General features: G+C 59.2%; 28 protein-coding genes. 7 read left to right on the forward strand and 21 right to left on the reverse strand.

What is annotated here, in order from left to right:
- Positions 1-59 precede the first annotated feature (59 nt).
- On the forward strand, positions 60-398 hold the full coding sequence (locus ABX75_RS24800) for a helix-turn-helix transcriptional regulator (protein ID WP_034096728.1): 339 nt from the start codon (positions 60-62) through the stop codon (positions 396-398).
- Entirely contained in the window at positions 395-766 is a 372-nt protein-coding gene (locus ABX75_RS24805; protein ID WP_034096729.1) for a hypothetical protein, read from the forward strand. Before ABX75_RS24800 ends, ABX75_RS24805 begins: the two co-directional genes overlap by 4 nt.
- Here the strand turns inward: ABX75_RS24805 and ABX75_RS24810 are convergent.
- The 8 genes from ABX75_RS24810 to ABX75_RS24845 form a co-directional block, all read right to left on the reverse strand.
- Entirely contained in the window at positions 763-2,532 is a 1,770-nt protein-coding gene (locus ABX75_RS24810; protein ID WP_034096730.1) for a bifunctional diguanylate cyclase/phosphodiesterase, read from the reverse strand. The two genes, ABX75_RS24805 and ABX75_RS24810, sit on opposite strands and share 4 nt — an antisense overlap.
- Before the next feature lie 118 nt (positions 2,533-2,650).
- A complete protein-coding gene (locus tag ABX75_RS24815) occupies positions 2,651-4,732 on the reverse strand; it encodes a carboxy terminal-processing peptidase (protein ID WP_169868305.1) in 2,082 nt (693 codons plus the stop codon).
- Between the two features lie 277 nt (positions 4,733-5,009).
- Positions 5,010-5,663: an HAD family phosphatase gene (locus ABX75_RS24820; protein WP_047882853.1), complete on the reverse strand. Its 654-nt coding sequence runs from the start codon at positions 5,661-5,663 to the stop codon at positions 5,010-5,012.
- Positions 5,664-5,691: 28 nt separating this feature from the next.
- Positions 5,692-6,681, reverse strand: coding sequence for an ABC transporter ATP-binding protein (locus tag ABX75_RS24825; protein ID WP_034096733.1), 990 nt, complete (start codon positions 6,679-6,681; stop codon positions 5,692-5,694).
- Entirely contained in the window at positions 6,678-7,478 is an 801-nt protein-coding gene (locus tag ABX75_RS24830) for an ABC transporter permease (RefSeq protein WP_047882854.1), read from the reverse strand. The genes ABX75_RS24825 and ABX75_RS24830 overlap by 4 nt, the downstream gene beginning before the upstream one ends.
- Complete coding sequence (locus ABX75_RS24835) at positions 7,465-8,301, reverse strand: ABC transporter permease subunit (protein ID WP_167389863.1); 837 nt, start codon at positions 8,299-8,301, stop codon at positions 7,465-7,467. The genes ABX75_RS24830 and ABX75_RS24835 overlap by 14 nt, the downstream gene beginning before the upstream one ends.
- Before the next feature lie 5 nt (positions 8,302-8,306).
- A complete protein-coding gene (locus ABX75_RS24840; protein WP_034096736.1) occupies positions 8,307-9,113 on the reverse strand; it encodes an alkaline phosphatase family protein in 807 nt (268 codons plus the stop codon).
- A 127-nt stretch (positions 9,114-9,240) separates the two neighbouring features.
- Entirely contained in the window at positions 9,241-10,317 is a 1,077-nt protein-coding gene (locus ABX75_RS24845) for an ABC transporter substrate-binding protein (protein ID WP_034096737.1), read from the reverse strand.
- A 350-nt stretch (positions 10,318-10,667) separates the two neighbouring features.
- Between ABX75_RS24845 and ABX75_RS24850 the strand changes: the two genes are divergently transcribed.
- Positions 10,668-11,381 carry a UTRA domain-containing protein gene (locus ABX75_RS24850; RefSeq protein ID WP_034112756.1) on the forward strand — a complete coding sequence of 238 codons (714 nt, stop codon included), beginning with the start codon at positions 10,668-10,670 and terminating at the stop codon, positions 11,379-11,381.
- 43 nt (positions 11,382-11,424) lie between these two features.
- Here the strand turns inward: ABX75_RS24850 and ABX75_RS24855 are convergent, their stop codons facing one another.
- The 10 genes from ABX75_RS24855 to soxR all read right to left on the reverse strand — a co-directional run bounded on the left by ABX75_RS24855 (position 11,425) and on the right by soxR (position 18,820).
- Positions 11,425-12,345, reverse strand: a complete 921-nt coding sequence (locus tag ABX75_RS24855) for a metal ABC transporter solute-binding protein, Zn/Mn family (RefSeq protein ID WP_047882855.1) — start codon at positions 12,343-12,345, stop codon at positions 11,425-11,427.
- Entirely contained in the window at positions 12,345-13,244 is a 900-nt protein-coding gene (locus ABX75_RS24860) for a metal ABC transporter permease (protein ID WP_040266411.1), read from the reverse strand. Before ABX75_RS24860 ends, ABX75_RS24855 begins: the two co-directional genes overlap by 1 nt.
- On the reverse strand, positions 13,241-13,987 hold the full coding sequence (locus tag ABX75_RS24865) for a metal ABC transporter ATP-binding protein (protein ID WP_034096741.1): 747 nt from the start codon (positions 13,985-13,987) through the stop codon (positions 13,241-13,243). Before ABX75_RS24865 ends, ABX75_RS24860 begins: the two co-directional genes overlap by 4 nt.
- Positions 13,984-14,904, reverse strand: a complete 921-nt coding sequence (locus ABX75_RS24870) for a metal ABC transporter substrate-binding protein (protein WP_047882856.1) — start codon at positions 14,902-14,904, stop codon at positions 13,984-13,986. Before ABX75_RS24870 ends, ABX75_RS24865 begins: the two co-directional genes overlap by 4 nt.
- Positions 14,905-14,923: 19 nt before the next feature.
- Entirely contained in the window at positions 14,924-15,484 is a 561-nt protein-coding gene (locus ABX75_RS24875) for a DUF6162 family protein (RefSeq protein ID WP_047882857.1), read from the reverse strand.
- A complete protein-coding gene (locus ABX75_RS24880; RefSeq protein ID WP_034112764.1) occupies positions 15,481-15,801 on the reverse strand; it encodes a hypothetical protein in 321 nt (106 codons plus the stop codon). Before ABX75_RS24880 ends, ABX75_RS24875 begins: the two co-directional genes overlap by 4 nt.
- Positions 15,798-16,337 (reverse strand): hypothetical protein, encoded by a 540-nt coding sequence (locus tag ABX75_RS24885; RefSeq protein ID WP_034096745.1) that lies wholly within the window; start codon positions 16,335-16,337, stop codon positions 15,798-15,800. The genes ABX75_RS24880 and ABX75_RS24885 overlap by 4 nt, the downstream gene beginning before the upstream one ends.
- A complete protein-coding gene (locus ABX75_RS24890) occupies positions 16,334-17,536 on the reverse strand; it encodes a PepSY domain-containing protein (RefSeq protein ID WP_034096746.1) in 1,203 nt (400 codons plus the stop codon). Before ABX75_RS24890 ends, ABX75_RS24885 begins: the two co-directional genes overlap by 4 nt.
- A 280-nt stretch (positions 17,537-17,816) precedes the next feature.
- On the reverse strand, positions 17,817-18,278 hold the full coding sequence (locus ABX75_RS24895; protein ID WP_047882861.1) for a VOC family protein: 462 nt from the start codon (positions 18,276-18,278) through the stop codon (positions 17,817-17,819).
- A 101-nt stretch (positions 18,279-18,379) separates the two neighbouring features.
- Positions 18,380-18,820, reverse strand: coding sequence for a redox-sensitive transcriptional activator SoxR (soxR, locus tag ABX75_RS24900; protein WP_034096748.1), 441 nt, complete (start codon positions 18,818-18,820; stop codon positions 18,380-18,382).
- Positions 18,821-18,919: 99 nt separating this feature from the next.
- On the opposite strand from soxR, the gene ABX75_RS24905 reads away from it, so the two are divergent.
- Positions 18,920-19,285, forward strand: a complete 366-nt coding sequence (locus ABX75_RS24905; RefSeq protein WP_034096749.1) for an antibiotic biosynthesis monooxygenase — start codon at positions 18,920-18,922, stop codon at positions 19,283-19,285.
- On the opposite strand, the gene ABX75_RS24910 is transcribed toward ABX75_RS24905, so the two are convergent.
- Entirely contained in the window at positions 19,274-20,377 is a 1,104-nt protein-coding gene (locus ABX75_RS24910; protein ID WP_040266418.1) for a sigma-54-dependent Fis family transcriptional regulator, read from the reverse strand. The two genes, ABX75_RS24905 and ABX75_RS24910, sit on opposite strands and share 12 nt — an antisense overlap.
- A 271-nt stretch (positions 20,378-20,648) precedes the next feature.
- On the opposite strand from ABX75_RS24910, the gene ABX75_RS24915 reads away from it, so the two are divergent.
- From ABX75_RS24915 to ABX75_RS24925, 3 genes are all read left to right on the forward strand, one after another.
- The gene (locus ABX75_RS24915) at positions 20,649-20,918 is read left to right on the forward strand and encodes a hypothetical protein (RefSeq protein ID WP_034096751.1); all 270 of its coding nucleotides are present in this window, start codon (positions 20,649-20,651) and stop codon (positions 20,916-20,918) included.
- 234 nt (positions 20,919-21,152) lie between these two features.
- Positions 21,153-22,313 carry a cysteine desulfurase family protein gene (locus ABX75_RS24920; RefSeq protein ID WP_047882858.1) on the forward strand — a complete coding sequence of 387 codons (1,161 nt, stop codon included), beginning with the start codon at positions 21,153-21,155 and terminating at the stop codon, positions 22,311-22,313.
- 49 nt (positions 22,314-22,362) lie between these two features.
- Complete coding sequence (locus tag ABX75_RS24925) at positions 22,363-24,171, forward strand: aminopeptidase P family protein (protein WP_034096753.1); 1,809 nt, start codon at positions 22,363-22,365, stop codon at positions 24,169-24,171.
- Positions 24,172-24,229: 58 nt separating this feature from the next.
- Here the strand turns inward: ABX75_RS24925 and ABX75_RS24930 are convergent, their stop codons facing one another.
- The gene (locus ABX75_RS24930; protein ID WP_034096797.1) at positions 24,230-24,511 is read right to left on the reverse strand and encodes a hypothetical protein; all 282 of its coding nucleotides are present in this window, start codon (positions 24,509-24,511) and stop codon (positions 24,230-24,232) included.
- Positions 24,512-24,675: 164 nt separating this feature from the next.
- Complete coding sequence (rhtA, locus tag ABX75_RS24935) at positions 24,676-25,563, reverse strand: threonine/homoserine exporter RhtA (RefSeq protein WP_047882859.1); 888 nt, start codon at positions 25,561-25,563, stop codon at positions 24,676-24,678.
- Positions 25,564-26,142 lie beyond the last annotated feature (579 nt).

Raw genomic sequence — 26,142 nt, forward strand, 5'->3', positions numbered from 1 at the left:
GGATTACACTCCTAAGGAAAGTGCTTACGTTGTAAGTGTTGTTATCCTACGGGGCAGTCATGGATATTCAGATAATTTCACGCAACGGCGCACCCGAATACGCGGTGTTGCCATGGGAGCAGTACCAGGCGCTGCTTAAAGCGGCCGGTCAGCAACAGCCTCCATCTCCTTCTTACTCCTCCGCCCAGGCCGCGTCCGATCAGGACCTGCGCCCTCTCGCCGACCTGCGCGGCCTGCGTGAGACCAAGGGCCTTGCCATTGAAGCGCTGGCCCGCACGGTGGGTATCAGCCCTTCTTATCTTGGATTGATCGAAAGTGGTGAGCGCCAGCCGGATGCTGCGATCCGCCGCAGCCTGGCCTGGGAATTGGGCGTTGCAGGTTGGAGGGATGAATCTTGAGCCTACGTATCAGTCGTCAACACTGGGATGGGTTGCTCAACGAACTGGATCAGGCGCGCCGCCAGCGCCATCTACTGACGTATCGGGCGCTGCTGGAGCGTTTGCAGTTTCCCTCGCCGGCCATGCAGACCTTGGCCGCCGCCTTGGAGCACCTGGCGGCCTTGGATGCCAAGGCCGATCAGCCGCTGCGTAGCTCCTTGGTGATCAGCCAGGGCGCCAGCCGCCTGCCGCGTACTGGTTTTTTTGAATGCGTGGAGCGTCTTGGGCGTTTCAGCGGACCGTCTGACGGTGTGGCCGCTGCCTCCTGGCATGCTTCGGAAGTGGTACGGGTATTCGAATACGAGTATCCGGAGTCCGCCGAGGCTTAAAGCGTTGGCGAGAGCATGTCCATGCTGTTGATCACATGGACGCTATAGCCCTCCATGTCCTTGGCATGATGCTTGGCCTGCGACGCCAGCTCTGCCAACTGGCTGGCGTCGAGCTGTTCACAGGCCTGTGGATGTAGATGGACAACGCCGATCGACAGCGAAAGCAGGGCAAACTCCTGGCGCACACCCTGGCGGTTCAATGCGACGAAGCAGCCGGCATCCAGGTGTTCGGCGCGGTAGAAGCGCCGGCATTGGGTGTGAAAATCATCCAGCAACTGGTTGAGCCGTCTGCGCCAATCCTGCGGCCCCAGTACCAGCAAAAAATCATCGCCACCGATATGCCCGACGAAGTCGCGGCTGGGGTCGACCCGGTCGTTCAGGCACTGCGCCAGGCACAGCAACACCTCATCCCCCCGTCCGTAGCCATAGATATCGTTGAAGGGCTTGAAGCTGTCGATGTCCACGTAGCAGATCACGGATTCCCGTTGCTGCTGTAACAGGCGCGTGAGGCACTGCTGAATCGGCACGTTGCCCGGCAGCAACGTCAGTGGATTGGCGTAGCGCGCCTGTTGGATTTTCAGCTCGGTGATCAGCTTCAGCACGTCGATCACCCGACCCAGGCCTAGGTAGTCACCATTGAGTGTGATGATGAAATCTTCTTCAATCCGTTGCCGCGCGCGGCTGGTCAGCAGGCGGCTGACCTGTTGCAGCGACTGGCTTAGCTCCACTGCCAGGAAGTCACTGCTCATCAGGCGGCTGATGGGCTTGCGCGCGAAAAGATCGGTGGCGAACGGCTTGAGCAGTGCGTCGGACAGCGAATGCCGGTGCACGATGCCCACAGGGTGACCGCGGCCATCGAGCACTGCCAGGGAGTTGAGATTGGCCTGGCGGCGAAAGGCCTCCAAGACTTGGGCGGTGGCGGTGTCTTGATCCACCGCCGGTTGTTCGTTCAGCAGGGCGCTGAGGTCGCTGCCTTCTTCGTTGAGGGACATGTTGGCGCTGTCGGGTTTGGGCAGCATCAACCGCGCTTCCTGCGGTGGCTGTTCCTGTGGCCGACAGAGCAAATAGCCCTGGACCAGGTCGACGCCCATTTCCATCAATACCGCCAGCTCTTCCGGCAACTCGATACCTTCGGCGATCACTTGCGCGCGCGATGCCTTGGCGATTTGCAGGATCGAGCCGACAAACTCGCGCTTGAGCGCATCTTGGTGGATGCCGTCGATAAAGTGCCGGTCGATTTTGACGTAGTCGGGACGTAGCTCTGACCACAGGCGCAAGCTCGAATACCCGGCGCCCAGATCGTCCAAGGCGATGGAAAATCCCATGTTGCGATAGTGGTGCAGGGCGGTCTGCAGTAGATCGAAATCGTCAGTGGGGGTTTGTTCGGTGAGTTCGATCACCACTTGGCTGGGCGGGATGCCGAAGTCGTGCAGCAGTTGCAGAGTGCGGCCCGGCTGGTGTGCCGTTTCCATCAAGGATTCCGGCGAGATGTTGAGAAACAGCTTGCCCGGCAGTTGCTGTTCGCTGAAGCGTCGACAGGCACTCTCGCGACATGCCATTTCCAAATCGCTCAGGCGTCCGGCCTGGCTGGCCACGGCGAACAGCGCGACGGGGGAGTGCAGGGGGCTGTTGGAGGGGCCGCGGCTGAGCGCTTCGTAGCCCAGAATACGTCGTTCGGATAAGCACAGGATCGGCTGGAACAGGCTGTGCAAACTGCCTTGAGCCAGGATTGAGCCCAATGCGTTCAGCTGTTCGGTCATGGTCATGGCGATCTCGATCGAAAAAAAAGGACCCCAGGCATAATGCCTGGGGTCCTTTATTTCACGACAGAATGATGTCTATTTGATGACACTCCGGAGAGCGTTCACATTAAATCGCCATCATTTACTGCTTGGCTACCTGCTTGCTGACCTTCAGGTAGTCCAGCAGAATTCGGCCCGTCTCGGCCAAGTAGGCGTCGTCTTCCGGCTTGGTTTTATCCGCCTCGGTTGGCAACGCGTCTTCGTCTTCTTTCTTAAGCTCCTTGAGCGGGTCTTCACCCTTCGCCTTGCGGCGGATGTTTTCCAGGGCCAGTTGCTTGTTTTCGATATCGCTATGCTGCGCACGGCGGTCCGCTTCATTGAGGCTGACGGTTTTTTCTTCCATCAACTTCTTGGCCAGGGCCAGCTTGTCGCGGATGAACACGAATTCGGCGTCCTTGGCGGAGCGGGTGTCGTGGTCAGCTTTGAGCTGTGCGAGGAATGGCTTGAACGGGTCGGATGCCGGCTTGATAGCGGGACGGATGGTGTCCCACGGCATGGCTTCCGGCAAAGCGCTTTCGCCGATTTCCTTGGTGTCGATGACCGACGGAAAATCGATATCCGGCAGCACCCCCTGGTGCTGGGTGCTCTGTCCGGACACCCGGTAGAACTTGGCAAGTGTCAGCTTCAGCTCGCCATGGTTGAGCGGCTGGATAGTCTGCACGGTGCCTTTGCCGAAGGTCTGGCCGCCGATGATCAGCGCGCGGTGATAGTCCTGCATGGCACCGGCGAAAATCTCCGAAGCCGACGCCGAGAGGCGGTTGACCAACAGCGCCATCGGCCCTTTGTAGAACGCGCCCGGGTTTTCGTCTTCCAGCACGTCGACACGGCCGTCGGCGTTGCGTACCAACACGGTCGGGCCTTTGTCGATAAACAGGCTGGTCAGCTCGGTGGCTTCTTGCAGCGAGCCGCCGCCGTTGTTGCGCAGGTCGATGACCACGCCGTCGACTTTTTCCTTCTGCAGTTCTGTCAGGATTTTCTTAACGTCGCGGGTGGTGCTCTTGTAGTTCGGGTCGCCAGCACGGAAGGCTTTGAAGTCCAGGTAGAAGGCCGGGATCTCAATGACGCCCAGTTTGTAATCCTTGCCATCCTGTTTGAGGTTAAGGACTTTCTTCTGCACGGCCTGGTCTTCGAGCTTCACCGCTTCACGGGTGATCGACACAATCTTGCTGGTCTGGTCGTTGGGGGCATTGGTGTGCGGAATCACTTCCAGGCGTACCACGCTGCCTTTTGGACCACGGATCAGCTTGACCACTTCGTCCAGGCGCCAGCCGACGACATCGACCATCTCTTTGTCTGCCTGGGCCACGCCGATGATCTTGTCGGCCGGTGCGACCTGCTTGGTCTTGTCGGCCGGACCTGCTGGCACCAGACGCACGATCTTGACTTGGTCGTTGTCGCTTTGCAGAACGGCACCGATGCCTTCCAACGACAGACTCATATTGATATCGAAATTTTCCGCGTTATCTGGCGACAGATAATTTGTGTGCGGGTCGTAGGACATCGCGAAGGTGTTGATGTACGCCTGGAAGATATCTTCGGCGCGGGTCTGATCCAGACGCGCCAGCTGATTCTTGTAACGCTTGGTCAACAGCTCTTGGATGGCCTTGGGCTCTTTGCCGGCAATCTTCAGGCGCAGCACTTCGTCTTTGACGCGTTTGCGCCACAGATCGTCGAGGGCAGCGGTGCTGGTCAGCCAAGGGGCGTCCTTGCGGTCCACCAGAAGAGTTTCTTTCTGGGTGAAGTCAAGTTTGTCGACGCCTTTGTCCAGTTCAGCCAGCGCGAAGTCCAGACGCGCTTTGACGCGGTCCAGGTAGCGCTTGTAGATGGTGAAACCGGGTTGCAAGTCGCCACTCTTGAGGAAGTCGTCGAACTGGGTCTTCCACTTGTCGAACTCAGCGATATCGCTGGCCAGGAAGTAGCTGCGCGACGGATCCAGCAGCTTGAGGTAGCTGTCGTAGATGATCACCGAGCGCGCGTCGTCCAGCGGCGGCTTGCTGTAGTGATGGCGCTTGAGCAACTCGACGACGTTTAGGCTGGCGATCACCTCATCGCGATCCGGCTGAAGGTTGTCCCAGCTGTTGGCTGCGAACGTATGGGTCGACATCGACGCAAAGCCGAGACCAATGAAAAGAGCGAGGGCGGTGCTGGGGAACAGATGCTTCATGCTGGTTCGACGCGGGGGCAATTGATAACGCATATTAGGCCGTCTTTGAAGTCGCCGGTTCCGTGTGGGCCGGTCGCATAATGCAAAAAGCCCGGCGCTACTGCTACGGGCTCAGTCCAGACTCACTATGGAGGCACTGTGAAAGCATTGCAAGGCGTTGAAGGTCATGTGATGCGCTTGGCGCCCCGAGTCCTACATAGGATGTAGGCTCATTTCACATTCTAATGACGACTTCTGGCCTTGATCGCGTCGATTTATAGCAGCCTCCAGGGCGGCATCAAACCCAGTGATGAATCGGCCAGCCCTCCTGCTCGGCATGTGCCCGCAATACCGGATCCGGGTTCACCACCTGGGGATGATCGACCTTCAGCAGCAGTGGCAAGTCATTGCGCGAATCCGAATAGAAGTACGCACCGTCCAGGTTTTCATCTTCCTGCGCCAGCCAGTCCAGCAAACGCTTGATCTTGCCTTCCCGGTAAGTCAGTACGCCCACCGTTTTACCGCTGTAAACGCCATGGCTGACCTCCAGCTCGATGCCCAGCACTTCGTCGATGCCGATACGCGCAGCAATCGGCTTGACCAAATGCGTGCCCGACGCGGAGATCACCAGAATCCGGTCGCCCTGCGCTCGGTGGCGGGCAATGGTTTTGGTGGCGTCGCTGTAGATCAGCGGTTCGATCACGTCTTCGACCCACGGCTCCACCAAGTGCTCGATTTCCTCCGGCGTGCGGCCGATCATCGGCTCCAGGCTGAAGTCCATAAACTCTTCCATCGCCAGTTTGCCCTGGCTGTAGGCGTCCATCAGTTCGTTGTTCCTGCGCATGAACGACTCGGGGTCGACCCAGCCCAGACGGCCCATCTGCTCGCTCCATAAGGTGGCGCAGTCGCCGTGGATCAGGGTGTCGTCCAAATCAAAAATTACCAATGCCATCCGTTACGCTCTCTCAATAAATCACTGCTCAGGCTACTTCACATAGCGCGCTGGGGTCGATGGAAAGTGCCAGGCGCTGGCCGTCAGGGTGCAGATCCTGCGCCGAACGGTTGAGCACATCCACCACCAGCTCTACGCCGCGGGCTTCGATACGATAGCGGATCACGTTGCCCAGCAAACTGTGGCTGCGCACTAGTGCGTCAAGTTCGCCGCTGCGGCTCAGCTCGATGGATTCCGGGCGAATCGCGATGCGGCCGCTGATCGGGCGTTGCAGCAAGCGACTAGCCGTGTCGGAGTCCAGCAGGTTGTAGTTGCCGATAAAACCGGCGGCGAATACGTCCACCGGCGCCGTATAGAGCGTCTCCGCATCGCCGCTCTGCACGATCTTGCCCTGGTTCATCAGGAAGATGCGGTCGGACATGGTCAGCGCTTCCTCCTGGTCATGGGTCACGAAAATCGTGGTCAGCCCCAGCTCGCGCTGAATCTCGCGGATCTGTTCGCGCAGGTGCTTGCGAATCCGGGCATCAAGCGCCGACAGCGGTTCATCCAGCAGCAACAGGCGTGGGCGGGTCACCAGAGAGCGGGCCAGGGCGACACGCTGGCACTGGCCGCCGGACATCTGGTGCGGATAACGGCCTGCCAGGTCTTTGAGTTCCACCAGTTGCAGTACTTCCTGCACGCGCTTGTGGCTGTCAGCGGCGTTGACCTTTTGCATGCGCAGGCCAAACGCGACGTTTTGCTCGACGGTCATGTTGGGGAACAGCGCATAGCTCTGGAACACCATGCCGATGTGGCGCTTCTGTGGGCTCAGCGGAACGATGTCCTGGCCATCCAGCAGGATTTGCCCACTGTCCACGGCTGTCAGGCCGGCGATGCAGCGCAGCAGGGTCGATTTGCCGCAACCGGACGGGCCGAGCAGGGTGACGAATTCACCCTTGGCGATTTCGCAATTGATGTCGCTGAACACCGGCGTGCCGGCGTAGCTTTTCTGCAGATGTTGCACGCTGACGAAGCTCATTGGCTTTTGTCCTTGTTCAAGAAGGTGGCGACCCAGGTCAATACCAGTACAAAGAAGAAGTAGGAAATGACCACGGCGCTGGTGAAGTGGCCGCTGCTGTTGCGCATATTGTTGAGGTACACCTGCAGGGTTTCGTAGCGGGTGCCCACCAGGATGTTGGCGAACACGAACTCACCGAACAGGAACGAGAACGACAGTAACAGTGCCACCATCAGGCCTTTGCGCAGGTTGGGCAGCACCACCAGGATCGCGGCTTGCCAGGTGCTGGCGCCGAGCAGTTGCGAGGCGTCCATCAGGTCGCGCAGGTTGATGGCCTGCAGGTTGTCGGTGATCGCCCGATACATAAACGGCAGCGCGACCGTGAAGTAGCAGCCGATCAGGATCCACGGCGTGCCCACCATCGCCATCGGCCCGGAGCCGTAAAGCTGCAGCAAGCCTACCGACGACACCACCGGCGGCACCGCAAACGGCAGCAGGATCAGGATATTCATCAGCGCGTCGAGTTTGGGAAAGTGGTAATGCACCACGAACAGCAGCGGCAGGATCAGCACCACCGACAGGATCAGCGCGCCCACGCACACTACCAATGATTGACCGAAGGCCATCAGAAAGCGCGGGTCGCTCCACAGCTGCACATACCATTTCAGGGTAAAACCGGCCGGCAGAATGGTCGCCGACCAACTGCTGGCAATCGAATAGATAAACGTGCCCACCAACGGCAGTACCAGAATGGCAAACAGCAGGTACACCATGACGCGATGGTAGAGGGAGGCCGGGCCGGCTTCAGCGCGAGACATGGTAGCTCCTCTTGAGCAGCAATTGATGGACCACGGTGATCACGGTCATCAACGCCACCAGGACCACGGCGAGGGCGCTGGCCATGTTCGGGTCCAGGGAGATATCCCCGGACACCATCGCGGCGATGCGGATCGGCAAGACGTTGAAATTGCCGGTGGTCAATGCGTACACCGTGGCATAGGCGCCCAGGGCATTGGCCAGCAGGATCACGAAGGTGCCGAGCAGCGCGGGTGTGAGCACCGGCAGGCCAATGTGTCGCCAGAACTGCCAGCCACTGGCGCCCAGCAGCGCTGCCGACTCACGCCAGTCCTCGCGCAAGGCATCGAAGGCTGGGTAGAGCAGCAACACGCCGAGGGGAATCTGGAAATAGGTATAGAGGATGATCAACCCGGTTTTCGAGTACAGGTTGAAGTCTTCGATGATGCCCGCCTGCTTGAGCATGATCGTGATACTGCCGTTGAACCCCAACAGAATGATGAAGGCGAAGGCCAGGGGGACGCCGGCGAAGTTGCTGGTCATGTTGGCGAAGGCGGTGACGAAGTTGCGCAGGGGCGAGTCCACCCGGCGCAGCGAGTAGCTGCCCAGCACGGAAATGATGATCCCGAACACACTGGAGTAGAAACTGATCTCCAGGCTGTACTGGATGGCCTGCAGGTAGAACTTGGAGCTGAAGATCCGCGTGAAGTTGTCCACGCCCCAGCCGGACTCTTCGGTTTGCAGGCTGTTGATCAGCACCCATACCAACGGCGCGATTTCGAACACGATAAAGAACAGTGCAAAAGGCATCAGGCACAGCAGGGCCAGATATTTGCCGCGGGTCATGGCATTCACTTGAGCAACTCCCGGCAGACAGGCTTGTCGTGGGGCACGCCCAATAATTCGCAGACAGTGCCGCACAGCTCGGTTTGTTTCGGCGCTGCGCCGGCATCCAGGCTGAAGGCATCGCCAAGCACAAACAGCGGTACTTCGCGCTCTTCCGGCAGCAGGCCGTTGTGGGAGCGGTCGTTGTTCATGCCGTGGTCGGCGGTCACCAGCACCTGGTAGCCGGCATCGAGCCAGCCTTGCAGGTAATCGGCCAGGATGATGTCGGCCGAGCGGGCGCTGTTGCGATATTGCGCGGTGTCGAGGCCATGTTTGTGGCCGGCGTCGTCGATGTTCATCGGGTGCACCAGCAGAAAGTTCGGCGTGTGCTTGAGCCGCAAGCTTTCGGCATCGGCGAACAGGTGGGAGTCCGGGTAGTGGTCATTCCAGTAGAAATGCCCGTGTTGGATCGCCAGCGCCGGGTCGTGGGTATGACGGTCCCGCGCAGGCATGAACGGCGTGCGGTTGTACAGCTCGCTGACCCAGTGATAAGCCGCCGCTGCGGTACTAAGGCCGGCGGCGGTGGCGTAATGGAATAGGCTGCGCTGGTTGGACAGGCGCGAGACGTTGTTGTGGACGATACCGCTCTGGATCGGCGGTACGCCGGTGAGGATGCATTCGTACAACGGGCGGGACAGCGCGGGCAGTTCACAATCCAGTTTGTAGAGGGCTGCGCGTCCTGCGCTGACATACGCTTGCAAATGTCCCATGGCGTGCCTTGCAACCTCGAAGTTCAGGCCGTCGAGCACGACAAGGATGACGTTGTGCTTCATGGGGGAGAGCGCTCCGCAGCAATAGACTTGACTCAATTCCTCAGGAGGAAAGAGGTCAAAAGTATGGGAGGGGGCTAGCCCCCTCCCATATTGGATCTCCAGTGGATTTCCAATGTGGGCGACAGGCTTATTTCATCTCTACGATGACCTGCTCGTTCCACAGCTGAGGCAACTTCTTGGACGTTTTTTCCCAGGCATCGGCGTCCTTGATCGGCTGTGGGTTGGCCTTGGTGTACTGCTCGCCCGGGATCAGGTTCTTGGCGATATCGGCCGGCAGTTTCAGGTCGGTTTCGGCACGGATGGGGCGTGCATTGCCCCGGGCCAGGTTGAGCTGGCCGGCATCGCTGAAGATGTACTCGCGGGTCAACTTGGCCGCATTCGGGTGCTTGGCGTATTTGTTGATGATGGTGGTGTAGCCGGATTTCACCGAGCCGTCCGATGGGATCAGCACCACGTAGTCATCCGGGTTGGCCATTTTGGCTTTGTAGCTCAGGCCGTTGAAGTCCCAGACGATGCCCACTTCGACTTCGCCTTTTTCCATGGTGGCGATGGTCGGGTTGGACAGTGAGAGGCGCCCTTGCTGGGCGATCTTGGTGAAAAACTGCAGCCCAGGGGCAATGTTCTTCTCGTCGCCTTTGTTGGCGATAGCTGCTGCCAATACGCCGTTGGCCGCCTGTGCCGCTGTGCTGACGTCACCCACGGACACCTTGTACTTGCCGGTTTGCAGGTCGGCCCAGCTGTGGGGGACTTCAGAGCCGTGCAGCAGCTTTTTGTTGACGATAAACGCGATAGTGCCGGTGTACGCCAGCGCCCAGTGGCCGTCCTTGTCTTTTGCCCAATCCGGCACCTGTGCCCAGGTGGACGGTTTGTAAGGCTGGGTCACTTCCTGCTTCACCGCAATCGGGCCGAAGGCGGCGCCGACGTCGCCGATATCGGCGCTGGCATTGTCCTTTTCGGCTTTGAACTTGGCAATTTCCTGGGCGGAACTCATGTCGGTGTCGATGTGCTTGAGGCCGTAGGTCTTGGCCAGATCGTCCCAGGTGCCTTTCCAGTTGGCCCAGTCATCGGGCATGCCGACGCTGTTGACGGCGCCTTCCGCTTTCGCGGCGGCTTCCAGGGTTTTTAGATCGGTATCGGCAGCCATGGCCGCGGTGCACATGGCAATGGTCGAGCCTAACAGTGATGCCAGGAAAAGCTGTTTCATCCGAAGCTCCTATGGGCGTTAACAACGCTGCGTTTTTACGAACGATTGCGGTGGTTTGGTCTAGGTCAGCAATACCTGAGCCAATCTAGGCTCGATGGATGACAGTTTCATGTCGATGTCGTTTTTAAAGCGTTGATGTCGGTCAGCGCAAACTTAGCGTAGACCATGCCCCAGGGCCCGCATTGACTGGACTTGGCTGATGTATTGCAGAGTGTGGTATGCCACCCCGGCAGGTGCTGTCATCTCTCGGTCATTTGTAATGCCTAGGCTGACACGCAGTAACAAGGGCCCATTTATCGAGCGCTTTATGCACCTGAACGGTGCTGGTCTAGTCCAGATAGGTAACGTTGATGCGTGATGAAGCAATCAAGGCGGTGACTTCCATCGGCCTGGCGCTGCAGGAGCAGATCGATCACGGTCTATTGCCCCCCGGCCACAAATTGCCTGCCGAACGCAAGCTCAGCGAGTTGTTTGGTACCACTCGCATAACCGTGCGGGAAGCCTTGTTACAACTGGAGGCTCAAGGGCAGATCTATCGCGAGGAACGCCGTGGCTGGTTTGTATCGCCGCCGCGACTGGCCTACAACCTGATGCAGCGCAGCCACTTTCACGCGATGGTCAGTGACCAGGGCCGGGTGGCGTCCACCGAAGTACTCAGCGCACGCTTGCAACCGGCCTCGGCGGCGGTGTGCGCCTGGCTGCAGTTGCCGGCGTTGTCCAGCGTGATCCAGATTTGCCGGGGCCGGCGGATCGATGGGCGCTTGGTGTTGTATGTAGAGCACTACCTGAACCCGCAGTATTTTCCCGGAATCCTGGCGTGTGATTTGACCCAGTCGATGACTGAGCTGTACGCACGCAAGTACGACGTGCATTACGGGCGGGTGCGTTTCGAGATCGTTCCGACCTCACTGCCCGTGGAGGCGGCCGCTGCGTTGCGCGTCTCGGTGGGCAGCCCCGGCCTGCGCATTGCCCGGGTCAACTATGACCAGCACCAGCGCCTGATCGACTGCGATCTGGAGTTTTGGCGGCATGACGCGATTCACGTGGGGGTGGATGTCGTCTGAGTGAACAGCGGCCAATCCAAGTCCCCCTTAAGACCGCTGTCATTTAGCCGCGCGGCGTAAGGCTTTTGATCACCTGATCCACATTGTTTTCCAACTCCGTCACCGGATCCGCACCGTCGACGTTAAGTACCAGAAGCTGCGCGCCACCTGCTGTCACTGCGGCTTTTACCGCCTCACTCGGCTGACGATGATGCAGCACCACTCCGACGTCATTGTCCTTCAGATCAGCGGTGAGTTTGCGCAATGCGTCGGGCGTCCACTCGGCGTCGGGGCGGGCGTCCGTGCTGAGCGCTTCCAGGTTCAGGCTGCTGATCAGGTAGGCGAAATGATCGCTCAGGCTGACCACGCTCAGGTTGTCCGCCTTGGCCAGGCGTGCCTCGCTGTCGGCGCTGAATTTAAGCAGGCGTTGCTTGAGGGCGGCGAGGTTGGCGTCGATCTTCGTTTTGGCCCCCGGCGCCAGACGGCTCAGGTCGGCGGCCACTACATCGGCCATGCGGCCCAGGTTGTTACTCGATTGCCAGGGCTGGCTATTCAAACCGTCGGAGGCGCCGGGTTGCACGGCGATCCCCGGCAAACCCCCGTCCACTGGACGCGCGGCATCCACTTCGACGATACGGATATTGCTGCGTCGCGCCACCCGGTACAGCGGGTCATCCGGCCATAGCGAGCGCAAGCCGATGGCGGCGTCGGCGTCTTGGGCCAACGTGCTGAGCGCCGATGCGCCACGCCCCGTGAAATACGATACCTGTCGCGTGCCAGGTAGGTTGGCCGGCGCGGCACGTTCCAGCTGCACGTCGGTGCCTTTGAGCAACACGTCCGCCAGGCCATAGGTGATGGGCAGCGAGGCCAGCACTTTCACAGGTTTGGCGGCATGCACCGCCGGTTTTACCGATTCGGTCGCCATCAGCGGTGTGGCGATCAGGCAGGCGAAGGCCAGAGTCAGAGGGTGTAGAACGAAGCGCATTATCCAAGGTTCCCTTTCAGGCTGGGGACGACGCCCCGCGCGATGGCCGCGCAGGCGAAGGCGATACCGGCGACGAGGATGATCGCGGCGCCGGAGGGTATGGGCAGGTCAAATATGATCGGTAGCAGAATGCCACAGAGGGTGCTGACGGTGGCGATCACCACCGAGACCCAGAAAAACCCTTTGAGCGACTGGCTCAACAGCCGCGCCGCCGCCGCCGGAATCACCAGCAGCGCGCCCACCAGGATCGCGCCGATGACCTTGACCGCCGCCACGGTGATCAGTGTCACCAGGATCACGAACAGATAATCCAAAGTCTTCACTGCCACGCCACGCACGGCCGCCAGTTGGGGATTGAAGCTGGCGAGCATGATGCGGTTGTACAGCGGCAATGCCAGGGCCATCACCAGGGAACCGACAATCGCCAGCACCAGCAGATCGTTGCCGTTAACCGTCAGTACCGAACCGAACAACACGTTTTCCAGGATGTGTACATTGATCTTGCCCGCCAGGATCAACAGCAGGCTCGCGCCCAATGCCAGGGAAACCGACAGGAACACGCCGATCAAGGTGTCCGGCGCCAGCCCGGTGCGGTTGCGCAAGTAGTTGAGCAGGATGCCGAACAACAGGCAGTAGCCGAACAGGCTGCCGTACGGCCCGGTGTAGGGCTCGCCGAGCAGAATGCCCACGGCTACGCCGGTCAGCGCGGCGTGGCCGACCGCTTCGGAGAAGAACGCAAAGCGTTTGACTACCACCAGCGTGCCCAGTCCACCCAATACCGGGCCGATCAACAGGCCCGCGAGCAATGCGTTGACTACAAAGCCGTAGGCCAAGGCTTCCGGCAGGTAACCCGAAGAAGCCCAGCCCTGGACCATCAGGCGAAATGCTTCATAACTCATGGCGCCGTGCTCCGAGGGTGAGTAGAGAACAGGGTCAGCAGGCGGTCAGGCGTCAGCGCTTCTTTGGGCGTGGCATCGAACAGCACGCGGCGGTTCAGACCAGTTACCCGATCTGCCAGGCGGCCAACCGCTTCCAGATCGTGTTCGATCCACAGGACGGTGATGCCAGCCAGGCGCCAGTCGTTGAGCAGGCGTTCGAACACCTGGATGCCGGCCTCATCGAGGGCCGACATCGGTTCATCCAACACCAGCAATTGGGGGGCCGGGATCAGGCCCTGTGCCAGCAGCACGCGCTGGCGTTCGCCGCCGGATAACGCGCCCATGCGGCGCTTGCGCTTATCCTGCATGCCCACCCGCTCCAGCGCCTCGCCGATGGCGGCCGCGTAATGCCGGGACAGGCCAAGAAACGCCGGGCGCCGCTGGCACATTGCAGCCATGAAATCGTCGACGGTCATCGGCAAACCTCGGTCGAACTCCAAGGCCTGGGGGACATAGCCGATGGTGCCGGGCGAGGACGGCCACGCCAGGCTCAAGCGGCCCTGGTGCGGTGTCTGCCCCAGCAAGGTCTTGATCAGCGAGCTTTTCCCGCCGCCGTTTGGTCCCACCAGCGCGTGGATGCTGCCCGGCTGGACCTGAAAACTCACCTCGGCCAGGATCGCGGTACGGCCCAGGGTCAGCGACACCTTGTCGAAGTCGAGGGTCGGCCCGATGCTGGCGACGTTCAGCTGTTCGGCGGCGGTCATGCGCCTGACTCCTGAATGGCACGGACCACGGTGTTGAGGTTGCCGGTCATTTCCACTTCATACTTTTCAGCGCTGTATTCGCCGTAGGAAATATGCGAGAGCGGGTACAGCTTGACCCCGGATTCGCGCTGGATGGTATCGACGTAGGTGGACGGGAAATCCATCTCCGAGAAAATCACCTTCACATCCAAGGCGCGCAGTTCATCGATGGTTTTCTTCAACTGGCTTGGGCTGGGTTCTATACCGTGGGCTGGCTCGACCACTGCGGTGACTTCCAGGCCAAACTCACGCAGCAGGTAGTCGTAGGCCGCGTGCACCGTGGCGACACGCAGGTCTGGGTTGGGCGCGCTGGTGAGCTTGGCCAGGGCGTCGGCGCGCATCTGGCGCAGGCGCTTGCCGTAGGCGCGGGCGTTCTGGGTGTAGGTCTTGGCGTTGTCGGGGTCGAGCTTGCCCAGTTCGCGGGCGATGTTGTTGACCTGGGCAATCGACGCGCTGATCGACAGGAAGGTATGTGGGTTGACCACTTTGCCCGCGCCGCGCGCGGCGTTGCCGGTGGCGGCCAGCAACGGCACATTGGCGTTGGCCTCGATCACCGGGATGTCGGGGCGTTCGCTGGTGGCGATCATGCGGTCGGCGAAATCGTCATGGCCGACACCATTGAGCACGATCACGTCCAGCGTGCCGATGCGCTTGATGTCCTCGGCGCGCGGCTCGTAGGCGTGGGGGTTGAACCCGGCCGGGATCAGCGGCACCACCTCGGCCTCGTCGCCGACGATATTGGCCACGTAACTGTAATAAGGGTGCAGCGTGATGCCGATGCGCAGGCGCTTGCCCGCTTCGGCGTTGGCGAAAGGGGTGAGCATCAGGCTGAGCAGGCCAACCAGCAGCAGGCGCAACAGGGGAGATGAAATAGACATGGGCAATCGGTCTTCTCGTTCAGTGACGGTGCTGGCGGGTCACGCCGGCATCGAATTGCGTGACCACCTGTTGCCAGCCGGCTGCGATCAGCGCCTGGTCAGTGAGGTCGGAAGGGGCGGCGATGTCGTTGGATCGGTTGAGCCAGATATCCGGTTCGCTGCCTTGCACGCGCATCAGCAATGAGCCGCTCACCCCAGGTGCCTGGCTCACTCCCAGATAAGCCGACGGTGCCAGCAACTGCCAGCGGTGATCGCCACGGCTGACCGAGCTGGCATCTTGAGCGAACGGCGCGAAGCCTTCCTCGGCCAGTTGCTCGGGCGTCGGCAGGGCGCTCTGCTCTTGTTGCAACAGATGGATTTCATCCAGGGTCACGCGCAGGTCGGCGTAGATGCCTTGCTCGGCGGCGCTCAGGTCGCGCCGCGCGTCCAATTGATGGCTGGGCAGAGTCGCAACCTGCTGGGACTCGCCGTGAAGGGCCACCACCGTCCCGGCGACCGCCAGGATGATCAGGCACACCAGCAGAACGTAGAGGGTTTCGTGGCCGGCACCATCGGGGCGTACAACCTGGGTAGTACTCATTGGGGCTGGATATCCGCTTGATCGATTTCCACCACATGGCCAGGGCCGGCATCGAACAACACGTAGAACTCGGCCGAAGGTTTCTTGAACGTGAGGGTCGAATCCTCGCCGAGTTTGCCGGGCATCAGGATGGTTTCGTCGTAGCCGATCACGTCCAAGGTCACGCCAGGCGCGCCGCTGCCATCGGAGAATCCACCTTTGCACTGGATTTGCTCGCCGGGTATTTCCTTGCATTCGCACATGGGATTGTGGGCCACGGCGGTGGCGCTGAAGCCCACACACAGCAGCGCGATATAGGTGCGCAGGATCGAGGTCATGGTTTTACTCCTTGCTTGTTCAGCCAGGCAATGGTGGCAGGGGAGGCCTGGCTCAGCGGGATGGAACCCTGGTGCATCGTGCCGTCCCAGCCTTCCATGGTGACCCACAGTTCGGCGTCTACCGGCGTGCGCTCCGGCACCGGCAGACCGGCCCCCATGCGATACGGCGTGCCAAAGAAGATCACGCCGGCGGCGCGTAGGCTGCGGGGTTTGCCGATACGCAGATAAGTGGCCTTGACCTGATCGGCGCAGACGTCACACAGGGCGGCATTGAAAAATTTCATCGGGCCCGCCGGGTCGGGGCGCGGGCCCTCGTTACGGAATTCGGCGAGGGTCAGGCTCCAGGGGCCGACCTGCACTTCACCGGCTACCCGTTCGCCGATACCGGTGTCCCCGCGAAACAGTGCGGCGTCGGCGAAGTACTTGGGCATAAAGCCCAACGGCACCAGCACGAGGAGGATGTTGATATGGAAACGCCATTTCAGCCAGAACGCCCGCAGCGGCGACGGCGGTGCAGCGGCAGCGACTTTGCTCATCGGTTGGTCTCCGGGGTTTCAGCCTGCATGGCCGGGATGGACGCGGCCTGGCGCGGCGCTTTGTGGCTGCGTTTGAGGGCATTGGCGGTGGCCAGGGCGGTGCGTTTGGTCCAGATCAGCAGGCCACTCAATACCATCATGCTCAGCACCAGACCGAAGAACGCCCAGATCAGCTTGATCCACAGGCCACCGAAGTCTCCGGTGTGCAGCGGGCGCATGGATTCGGTGACGAACTCCAGTGCAGTGCGGTCGGACAACAGGTGCGAAACGGCGATATCGCCGTCATAAGGGTTCAGTTGCGCGGTCTGGAACATCAGCGGGTACCAGCCGCGGCCACCGATCTGCAGATGGCTGTAAGCGTTGAGCGGCAGGAATACGAAGCTGGCTTCCAGCCCTGGAATGCGCTGGGTGGCGATCTTGATCGCATCGTCCAAGGGAATCATCGGTGCCGGTACGCCAGGGGCGGATGTCGGTACTTTCTCCCGGGCGATTACCGGCACGATGGGTTCGCTGGAAATGGAGATCTGGTTGTCCCCCAGGAACGCCTGGATCAAGAACCAGGTGCCGGTGATGGAAATAACCGCAATGAACCAGATCGACCAGATTCCGCTCAGGCGGTGGAAGTCGCCCCAGAAGATCCGCGCACCATGGCGGATACGCAAGGTCGGGCGCAGGAAACCTTTCCAGAAGCGCTTGTACACCACCAGGCCGGTGATCAGTGACGCCAGCAACGGCAAGCCGAGCAATGAAACCAGGTACCAACCCCAACTGTAGCCGTTGGTAAAAGGCACCAGCCACCAGCCGTGCAGCGCGCGGGTGAATTGCTGGAAATCGAAAGCAGGGCTGATGCCCTGGATCGCGCCGGTATAAGGGTTGGCATACGCCTCCACCGAACGTCCGTCGGGATAGCTCAGGCCCACACTCAAGGCGAAGTGCGATTCATCGGGGCGAATGATGGAGCGCACGATGACGTGCGGATCGTCGCGCTTGATGGCGGCGATCACTTGGTCAAAGCTCAGCGGTTCGGCATCGTCGGACGGTTTGCTCGCGCGGATGTCAGGGTTGGCCAGCCAGACGATTTCCTGGCTGACCACCGCCAGGGTGCCGGTGACGCAGACGATCAGTACAAAAAACCAGATGGGCAACGCCAGCCAGCTGTGTACGAGAAACCAGAGTTTGGAGCGTGACTTCTTCGACATGTGAATGAGGGTCTTGATCGGAGGGGCAATGCGGGCCCGGAAAAGGCCAGTCGTAGCTTTTGCTGACGCGACAGGCTGTATCTAAGTTAAGACGGATGAGAATGAGAAATCCCTAAGGCACAAATGAAAGAAAATGTTTCAAGCTTTCATCCGTGCCTTATCGCTTGCTTGATATCGCCCAACAAACGGAGGGGGAGGGCTTGCTCTGGCAGGTCGGCGACGTCTATGGCCGAACGGGCTTCCATGGCGAGCAAGCCTGGTGCTACACAGCTCGAAGGTCTCAGCTTTGCTGGAACAACGCCTTCGCGCGCTCTTTAATTTGGTCTTCGGACAAAGACTCTTTTTGCGTCGCCACGAACCACACATGGCCGAAAGGATCGCGCAGTGTGCCGGAACGATCGCCGTAGAATTGGTCGCTTGGTCTGGAGATGATTTTAGCGCCGGCGTCGATGGCTTTTTGATACTGCGCATCGACGTCCTCTACATATAAATGCAGGCCAACACTGGTATGACCGTTGTTTGGGCTGTGTAGAGCGCTTTCTTCGCAGGGCGAGCCCAGCATGAATGCCGAATCGCCGATGCGCAGCTCGGCGTGACCGACCCTGCCGTCGGGCATGTCCAAGCGCATGATTTGCTGGGCGCCGAAGGCTGTCTTGTAAAACTCGATGGCCTCAGCGGCTTCGTTGATTCCCAGATACGGCGTGATGCGGTGATAGCCTTCCGGGATAGGTTTGACGCTCATATCGCTCTCCTTGATCAGGTGGATTGGAAGACGCCGGTGTTTACCGACCACTTCACTATAGGTCACGCCAATCAGGGAGGCGGCGATGTGGGCCAGGACAGTCAATCCGGTTCGAGCAAGTGCGCGCCTGGCCCGCGCTCGCCGAGCTGATCGCCCTGATTGCGTAACGGGCACGCCTCCAATGACAGGCATCCGCACCCAATGCAGCCGTTGAGCTTGTCACGCAGCAATTGCAGTTTATGGATGCGTTCATCCAAGTCTTCGCGCCATTGCGCCGACAAGCGCTCCCAATCCTGCGCCGTAGGAGTACGGCCATCCGGCAAGGCCTGCAACGCCTCGCCGATCGTCGCCAACGGAATCCCCAGGCGTTGCGCGATTTTGATCACCACCACGCGGCGCAATACGTCCCGCGGGTAGCGCCGTTGATTGCCGGCGTTGCGATGACTTTTGATAAGCCCTTTGGTTTCGTAAAAGTGCAGGGCTGTGACGGCCACACCGCTGCGCGCGGCCAATTGGCCGACGGTCAGTTCTTTATTGAGCATGAAAACTCCGAATCAGTGCTTGACCTTGACTTAACTCGAGGTTTTACCCTGCGTGGCATCGAATCGCAAGATTCTGCCTACATAGAAAGGAGACAGTCCATGCAGGTAATAGAGAAAAGTCGCAGCTTCACTCAACTGATCGAATTCCACGTCGAGCCCCCGCAACAATTGGCACTGGTGGCGGCCTTGTCTACCCAGAGTGAGCGCCTGGCCCAGAGCCAGGAGGGTTTTCTGAGCGCCAGCGTCCAGATCAGTGCTGACGGGCGACGCGTGCTCAATTACCTGCAATGGCAATCGCGTGAGGAGGGCGAGGCGGCGTTCCAGCGTTTCGAGCAGGGCGATGAGGACTTCTGGACGCTGATTCGCGCCCATCGCGCCACTGCGGTTACCTTCGGTTCTTTCCAAGTGTTGCAGAGTTTCGAACGTGGCCCCGACAACGCATTGCACTGTCGTTTAAACGGATAGGTGCAGCATCCGCCCACCTTGAAGGGTTTCCCCTGGCCGACGTTTGTTCACCGCCAGTTCACCGATTTTGATCAGACGGCTACGGGCCACATTCCGGCTCAGGCCCAGCAGGTTGGCGGTGTGTACCTGGTTGTAATGGCTGAATCGGTAGGCGGCGCGCAGCAGGGCGTCTTCAACCTTTTCATGCAGAGCACCGGCCTGCTCTTCGAACAGCTTCTGAAATGCGCGCTCCAGCAGGGCCTCGGCGCTGTTGTCGAGGGCGTGCGCGGAGTCGTCCTGGCGATCAATGCGCAGATTCGACAGGCGCAAATCCTCGCGCTCGATCACGCCATTACGGCAGATCAGCAGGGTGTGATGGATAACGTTTTCCAGCTCGCGGATATTGCCCGGCCAGCTGTAACTTTTCAGCTTGAGCTGCGCCTCGTGGTTGATAGTCACCGATCCGTAGCCCAGGCGCTGGCTGTAGGTTTGGATAAAGTGGCGCACCAACGGCAGGATATCGCCGGGCCGTTCACGCAATGGGCTGAGTTCTAGGCTGACTACATCCAGACGGTAATAGAGGTCCTCGCGGAAATGTCCGGCGTTGATGGCTTTCTCTAACTGAACATTAGTAGCAGCCACTACGCGCACATCAATCGGAATGCTCTTACGCGAACCGAGGCGCACCACTTCTCGCTCCTGCAGTACCCGCAACAATTTGACTTGGATCGCCATGGGCAAATCGCCTATTTCATCCAGAAACAGCGTGCCGCCATCGGCCTCCTCAAACCAGCCGGCCTTGGCAGTGAGGGCGCCGGTGAAGGCGCCTTTTTCATGCCCGAACAATTCGGCTTCCACCAGTGATTCAGAGAAAGCCCCGCAGTTCACTGCCACGAACGGTCGGTGACGCCGTGCGCTGAGGTTATGGATGTGGCGCGCCACCAGCTCTTTGCCAGTACCGGTTTCACCGATAATCAGCACGCTGGCTTCGCTGGGCGCTACTTGCTGGATATGGGCGAGCAGGGCCTGAGACTTCGGGTCCTCGAAAACCTGGGCCGTGGCGCGGATAGAGGTCGCCAGGGCTGGGGAGGAGGGTAAGGTCAGAAGCTGCATGGATACCTCTCTTGTCAGTGCGCGTCAGGACTGGTTTATGTCGTCGATGGGGGAGCGCGGGCACACGTTGTGGCTTGTTATAGAGGGTTGTTGTTATTCCGTAAATTAATCAATTTCCATATTGATAGATCAATTTAGAATATTTGACGATGTAGCTATCGAAGGTGCCTGAGCGGTTGATAGCAACTATCGAAGACGGTGATTTTTCACTGTGAATAGGCGGGAGTAGCCTGTGTTCATTGACTTGGGCCCCACCAACAGGACTGTCGCCATGAACCGATTTCTCGCTGTTTCTTTATTACTTGTAGCTTCTGTGTTGGGCGGTTGTGCGAACCATCCTTCGCCCGAATTGCGTCCCTATACGGCGGAAGAAACCAAGCAGTTGGCGCTGGAAACCCTCAGTCGTCGCGGGCTGTCCTTTGATGAGTACCAACGCCAGCGCGCCGCTTTGATGGGGCAGCCACAGCAACCGTTCGGCTTTGATCACCAGGGTGAAATGAACGCCGAGCGTAGCGTCACGCTGCACGGTCGTCCCAGTTGAGCCTGCGTCCAGTAGCAAAAAGCCCGAGGTTTCCTTTAAGGACCTCGGGCTTTTTGTTTGCCTTGGCGCCGTCCGAGCCTGTTAAGCTCAATTTCAGGAGCGTTCCTACGCACATTTAAATAACGTGGTCCTTTTTCAATGGCATCCGATTGGGTAAACCTGACGACCTCTTGTTCTGGTCGATGCCCCTGAGACGCTGTTCTCGGGAACCTGCTCTGCGAGTGTTTGAACGTTATGACGAAACGTCCGTTGTATTTCGACTACGCCGCCACCACGCCGGTGGATGAGCGGGTCATCCAGGTGATGGTCGAATGCCTGGGCTTTAATGCCAATTTCGGTAACCCTGCGTCCAGCTCCCATGCGTTCGGCCAAGCGGCCAGGCAGGCGGTGGAGCAGGCGCGCGAGCAGGTCTCCGCGTTGGTGGGCGCACGGCCCGAACAGATCGTCTGGACCTCCGGCGCTACGGAATCCAACAACCTGGCGATCAAGGGCGTGACCCAGGCGCGGGGAGTGGCTGGTGGGCATATCATCACCAGCCAGATTGAGCACAAGGCCACTCTGGATACCGCGCGGCAATTGCAGGAGTCCGGCGTGGCCGTGACTTACTTGGTACCGGACGCCGACGGGTTGATCAGCGCCGATGCGGTGAGTGAGGCGCTGCGTGAAGACACCTTCCTGGTGTCGCTGATGCTGGTGAATAACGAACTGGGCACCCTCAATGACATCCCCACCATCGGCGCGCGCGTGCGCAAGCATGGCGCATTGCTGCATGTTGACGCGGCGCAGGGGGCAGGCAAGGTGGCGATTGACCTGGCAAAGTGGCCAGTGGATCTGATGTCGTTTTCCGCGCACAAGTTGTATGGGCCCAAGGGCATCGGCGCGTTGTACGTCGGCCCACGTGCGCAGCAGAAGGTATTGGCGCAGATCCACGGCGGTGGGCATGAAGGCGGCTTGCGTTCCGGCACCCTGGCAACCCATCAGATTGCCGGCATGGGGATGGCGTTTGCCCTGGCCGCTGAATCGTTCGCCGAAGAACAGCTTAAGATCGCGGCCTTGCGTCAACGCTTGTTGGATCAGTTGGACAGTGTTCCTGGGATGCGCCTCAATGGCAGCCCAACCCAACGTATTCCCCATACTCTGAGCCTTACGTTTGGCGAAGGTGAATTCAATTCGGCTGCGCTGAGTGCGGACATTGCGTTTTCCGCGACTTCGGCGTGTAACTCGGCCAGTAATACGCCTTCTCATGTGCTTCTTGCATTGGGACATGATGCCCGTAGCGCCGGTCGCACGATTCGCTTGAGCCTGGGACGGTTTACCTCTGAGCAGGACATCGATCGGGCAGCACAGTTGATCAAGGCCGCACTCGCCAGTGCGCCGGCCTTCTGGGCCATCTGAATATTCATTCGCAACGCATAACAATTATTTGTGGTTAGCAGGAGACACAATGAGCATGCAGCCTTTGACCCATGGAACGGTTCCCCAGCGCCTGGCGCATACCCGTGAACTGATGAGCCGCAAGGGGGTCGATGCCTTGCTGGTGCCGTCGGCCGACCCGCATCTATCCGAATACCTGCCGGGTTACTGGCAGGGGCGCCAGTGGCTGTCTGGTTTTCATGGGTCTGTGGGAACGTTGATCGTTACGGCGGATTTCGCCGGTGTATGGGCTGACAGCCGTTACTGGGAGCAAGCCACCAAGGAACTTAAAGGCAGTGGTATCGAGCTGGTCAAGCTGCAGCCAGGTCAGCCTGGGCCATTGGAGTGGCTGACCGAGCAAACACCCGAAGGGGGTGTAGTGGCAGTGGACGGTGCGGTGATGGCGGTTGCTTCGGCGCGAACCTTGAGCGCCAAGCTCGCAGAGCGCGGCGCACGGTTGCGCACGGATATCGATTTGCTCAATGAGGTTTGGAAAGATCGGCCGAATTTACCCGATCAACCGATCTATCAGCACCTGCCGCCCCAAGCGACCCTTGGCCGTGGCGAGAAACTCGCCGCATTGCGCGCCAGTCTGAAAGAGAAGGGCGCTGATTGGCATTTTATTGCCACCCTGGATGACATCGCCTGGTTGTTTAACCTGCGTGGCGGTGATGTGTCGTTCAATCCGGTATTTGTGTCCTTTGCGCTGATCAGTCAGCAGCAGGCCACATTGTTCGTAGCGTTGACTAAAGTCGATGCCGAGTTGCGTGCGGTGCTGCAGCAGGACGGTGTGACTTTACGCGACTACAGCGAGGTAGCGCAGGCGCTGCGTGCGGTGCCGTCGGGTGCCAGCGTGCAAGTTGATCCCGCGCGCGTGACGGCCGGTTTGCTGGAAAACCTGGATGCCGGCGTCAAGCTGATTGAGGGGCTAAACCCGACGACGCTGGCCAAATCCCGCAAAAGTCTTGCTGACGCAGAACATATCCGTCGCGCGATGGAACAGGATGGCGCCGCGTTGTGCGAATTCTTCGCTTGGCTGGACGGCGCGCTTGGGCGCGAGCGCATCACTGAACTGACGATCGACGAACACTTGACGGCAGCTCGTGCCCGCCGTCCCGATTATGTTTCGCTGAGTTTCAACACTATCGCGGCATTCAACGCCAATGGCGCGATGCCCCACTACCACGCCACTGAAGAAGAGCATGCGGTTATCGAGGGCGACGGCTTGCTGTTGATTGACTCTGGCGGTCAGTACTTGGGCGGCACTACGGACATTACGCGCATGGTGCCTATCGGCACGCCAAGCGACGAGCAGAAACGTGACTGCACTCGTGTGCTTAAGGGTGTGATCGCACTGTCGCGCGCGCACTTCCCCAAAGGGATTCTGTCACCGCTGTTGGATGCCATTGCCCGCGCTCCTATCTGGGCCGAAGGCGTGGATTACGGTCATGGCACAGGGCACGGCGTAGGTTATTTCCTCAATGTGCATGAGGGCCCGCAAGTGATTGCCTATCAGGCGGCTACCGCGCCGCAGACCGCGATGCAGCCGGGGATGATCACCTCTATCGAGCCGGGTACCTACCGGCCTGGTCGTTGGGGGGTGCGCATCGAAAACCTGGTGTTGAACCGTGAGGCCGGCAAGACCGAGTTTGGCGAGTTTCTCAAATTCGAAACGTTGACCCTCTGTCCCATCGATACCCGTTGTCTGGAGCCTTCGCTGCTGACAACGGATGAGCGCGAGTGGCTCAATGCCTATCACGAACAGGTGCGTGAACGTTTGAGTCCATTGCTCAGTGGCGCTGGCCTTGAGTGGTTGCTGGTACGCACGTCGGCCATTTAAAGGTTGTGGTTCTCAAGGCGTGGGCGACTATAAAGTCGACCCACGTTTTGAAAGTCGGCTACTTACAAATGACAATCATGCTGCGGCTGGTGTAACCCGCCGGGTTGAGGCCGAAGGGGTAATCGCCAGGTTCTTCGGAATTGTCACCGGACTTCGCGATCACCCGATAGCCCTTAGTGCCGCATGAATTTGTTGCGCTGGTGTAGCACTGCTCCCAAGAGGACGACAGGCCAGAACAGTTGATATGCAGCCCTTTCTTGCCCCGTTTTACTTCTGTTTTTGTGGTCGCGGCACAGCCTGCAATCGCCACGACCATCAACAGTATCAATATTCTTCTCATTCCTATCCTTAAAAAGCCGCCTCGTAAGACTTGAAGCAGGCTGTGCTCGCTGCCGAGCTTGGCGTTCGCGCTGTCCTTGTCGAAAAACTCCATGAGTGACGTTCGTTAAGCACTAAACATGGCTTAAACGAGCGGCAATTACCAGAGCTACGTTCAACCATGAATCAATCCGCCGGAACCAGCGGCTTGGACTCGTCGCGCATCGTCAGTGTGGCACCTACCGAAGCCAGGATAATGCAGGTTATGGCCATCCATTGGGGGATGGAGAGATGTTCTTGTAGGAAGAGCAAACCAGAGAGTGCGCCGAATGCGGGTTCGATACTCATAAGGGTGCCGAAAGTGCGAGCCGGCAGGCGTGTGAGTGCGACCATCTCAAGGGTGTAGGGCAGCGCGGTAGAGAGGATAGCCACACCGATGGCGACCGGAATCAAGGCGGGTGTCAGCAATGCTGTTCCCGCATGAACGATGCCGATAGGTGCCACAAACAATGCAGCGATCATCACGCCTAGGGCCGCGGTTTGCACACCGTTGTCGTTCCCCGCCTTCTGCCCGAAGACTATGTAAAGCGCCCAACAGATACCGGCACCCAGCGCATAGGCACCTCCCAGCAAGTCAATGCCATTGCTGGCTTCTCCCATCGGAATCAAGAGGAGTAGGCCGATGATCGCCAAGGCAATCCACAGGAAATCAACCGCTCGCCTGGAGGCATAGATAGCTACGGCCAGCGGCCCTGTGAATTCGAGTGCTACGGCAATACCCAGAGGAACACTGCGTAATGACATATAGAAGAGAAAATTCATGCCGCCCAGTGCCATGCCGTAGACAACCACTGTACGCAGAGACTTTGCAGTCAGCCTGGCGCGCCACGGACGTAACAGAACCAGCATGATCACGCTGGCGAAAATCAAGCGCAAAGCAGTAGTACCTTGTGCGCCCACGACCGGGAACATGCTCTTAGCGAGCGATGCGCCGGATTGGATGGATGCCATGGCAATCAAGAGCAGGCCGACCGGAAACAGTGTTGATGCCAGGCTGCGTGGAGAGGAGGTCATTGTTGTTCGTCCGAGATCATATTGGATAGGCGAGGACGGTATGATGCTCAAGTGGATAAAGATGAGCAATATATTGCTCAGCTTTAGTGAGGCGCTTATCTATATAGAGTATTTTGGTTTCTTTCATAGGGGGTTAATAGAAAACGCAAATTAACGCTTGACGGCAGATTCCAGAAGTCTATAATTCGCCCCACTTCCGGCGCAGTCGAAACGGAAAACTCCTTGGTAAACAAAGAGTTACGCAAGATCGACAGCGGATCGCTTCAGTTCATCGAAGCCCAGAAGGAGTTGGTGGAGCAGTGTTGTTTGGCTCTAATAACGTTTCGATCTTCTCGATCGAAAGCGGAGAAAAAGAGGTGTTGACAGCAGCGTGTAACGCTGTAGAATTCGCCTCCCGCTAACGAGAGATCGGAAGCGCAAGTGGTTGAAGTTGTTGAAGAAATCTTCGAAAACTTCTGAAAATAATCACTTGACAGCAAATGAGGCTGCTGTAGAATGCGCGCCTCGGTTGAGACGAAAGATCTTAACCAATCGCTCTTTAACAACTGAATCAAGCAATTCGTGTGGGTGCTTGTGGAG

Origin of the sequence: Pseudomonas sp. ARP3 (assembly GCF_001029595.1) — a bacterium.
Lineage (GTDB): Bacteria > Pseudomonadota > Gammaproteobacteria > Pseudomonadales > Pseudomonadaceae > Aquipseudomonas > Aquipseudomonas rhodesiae.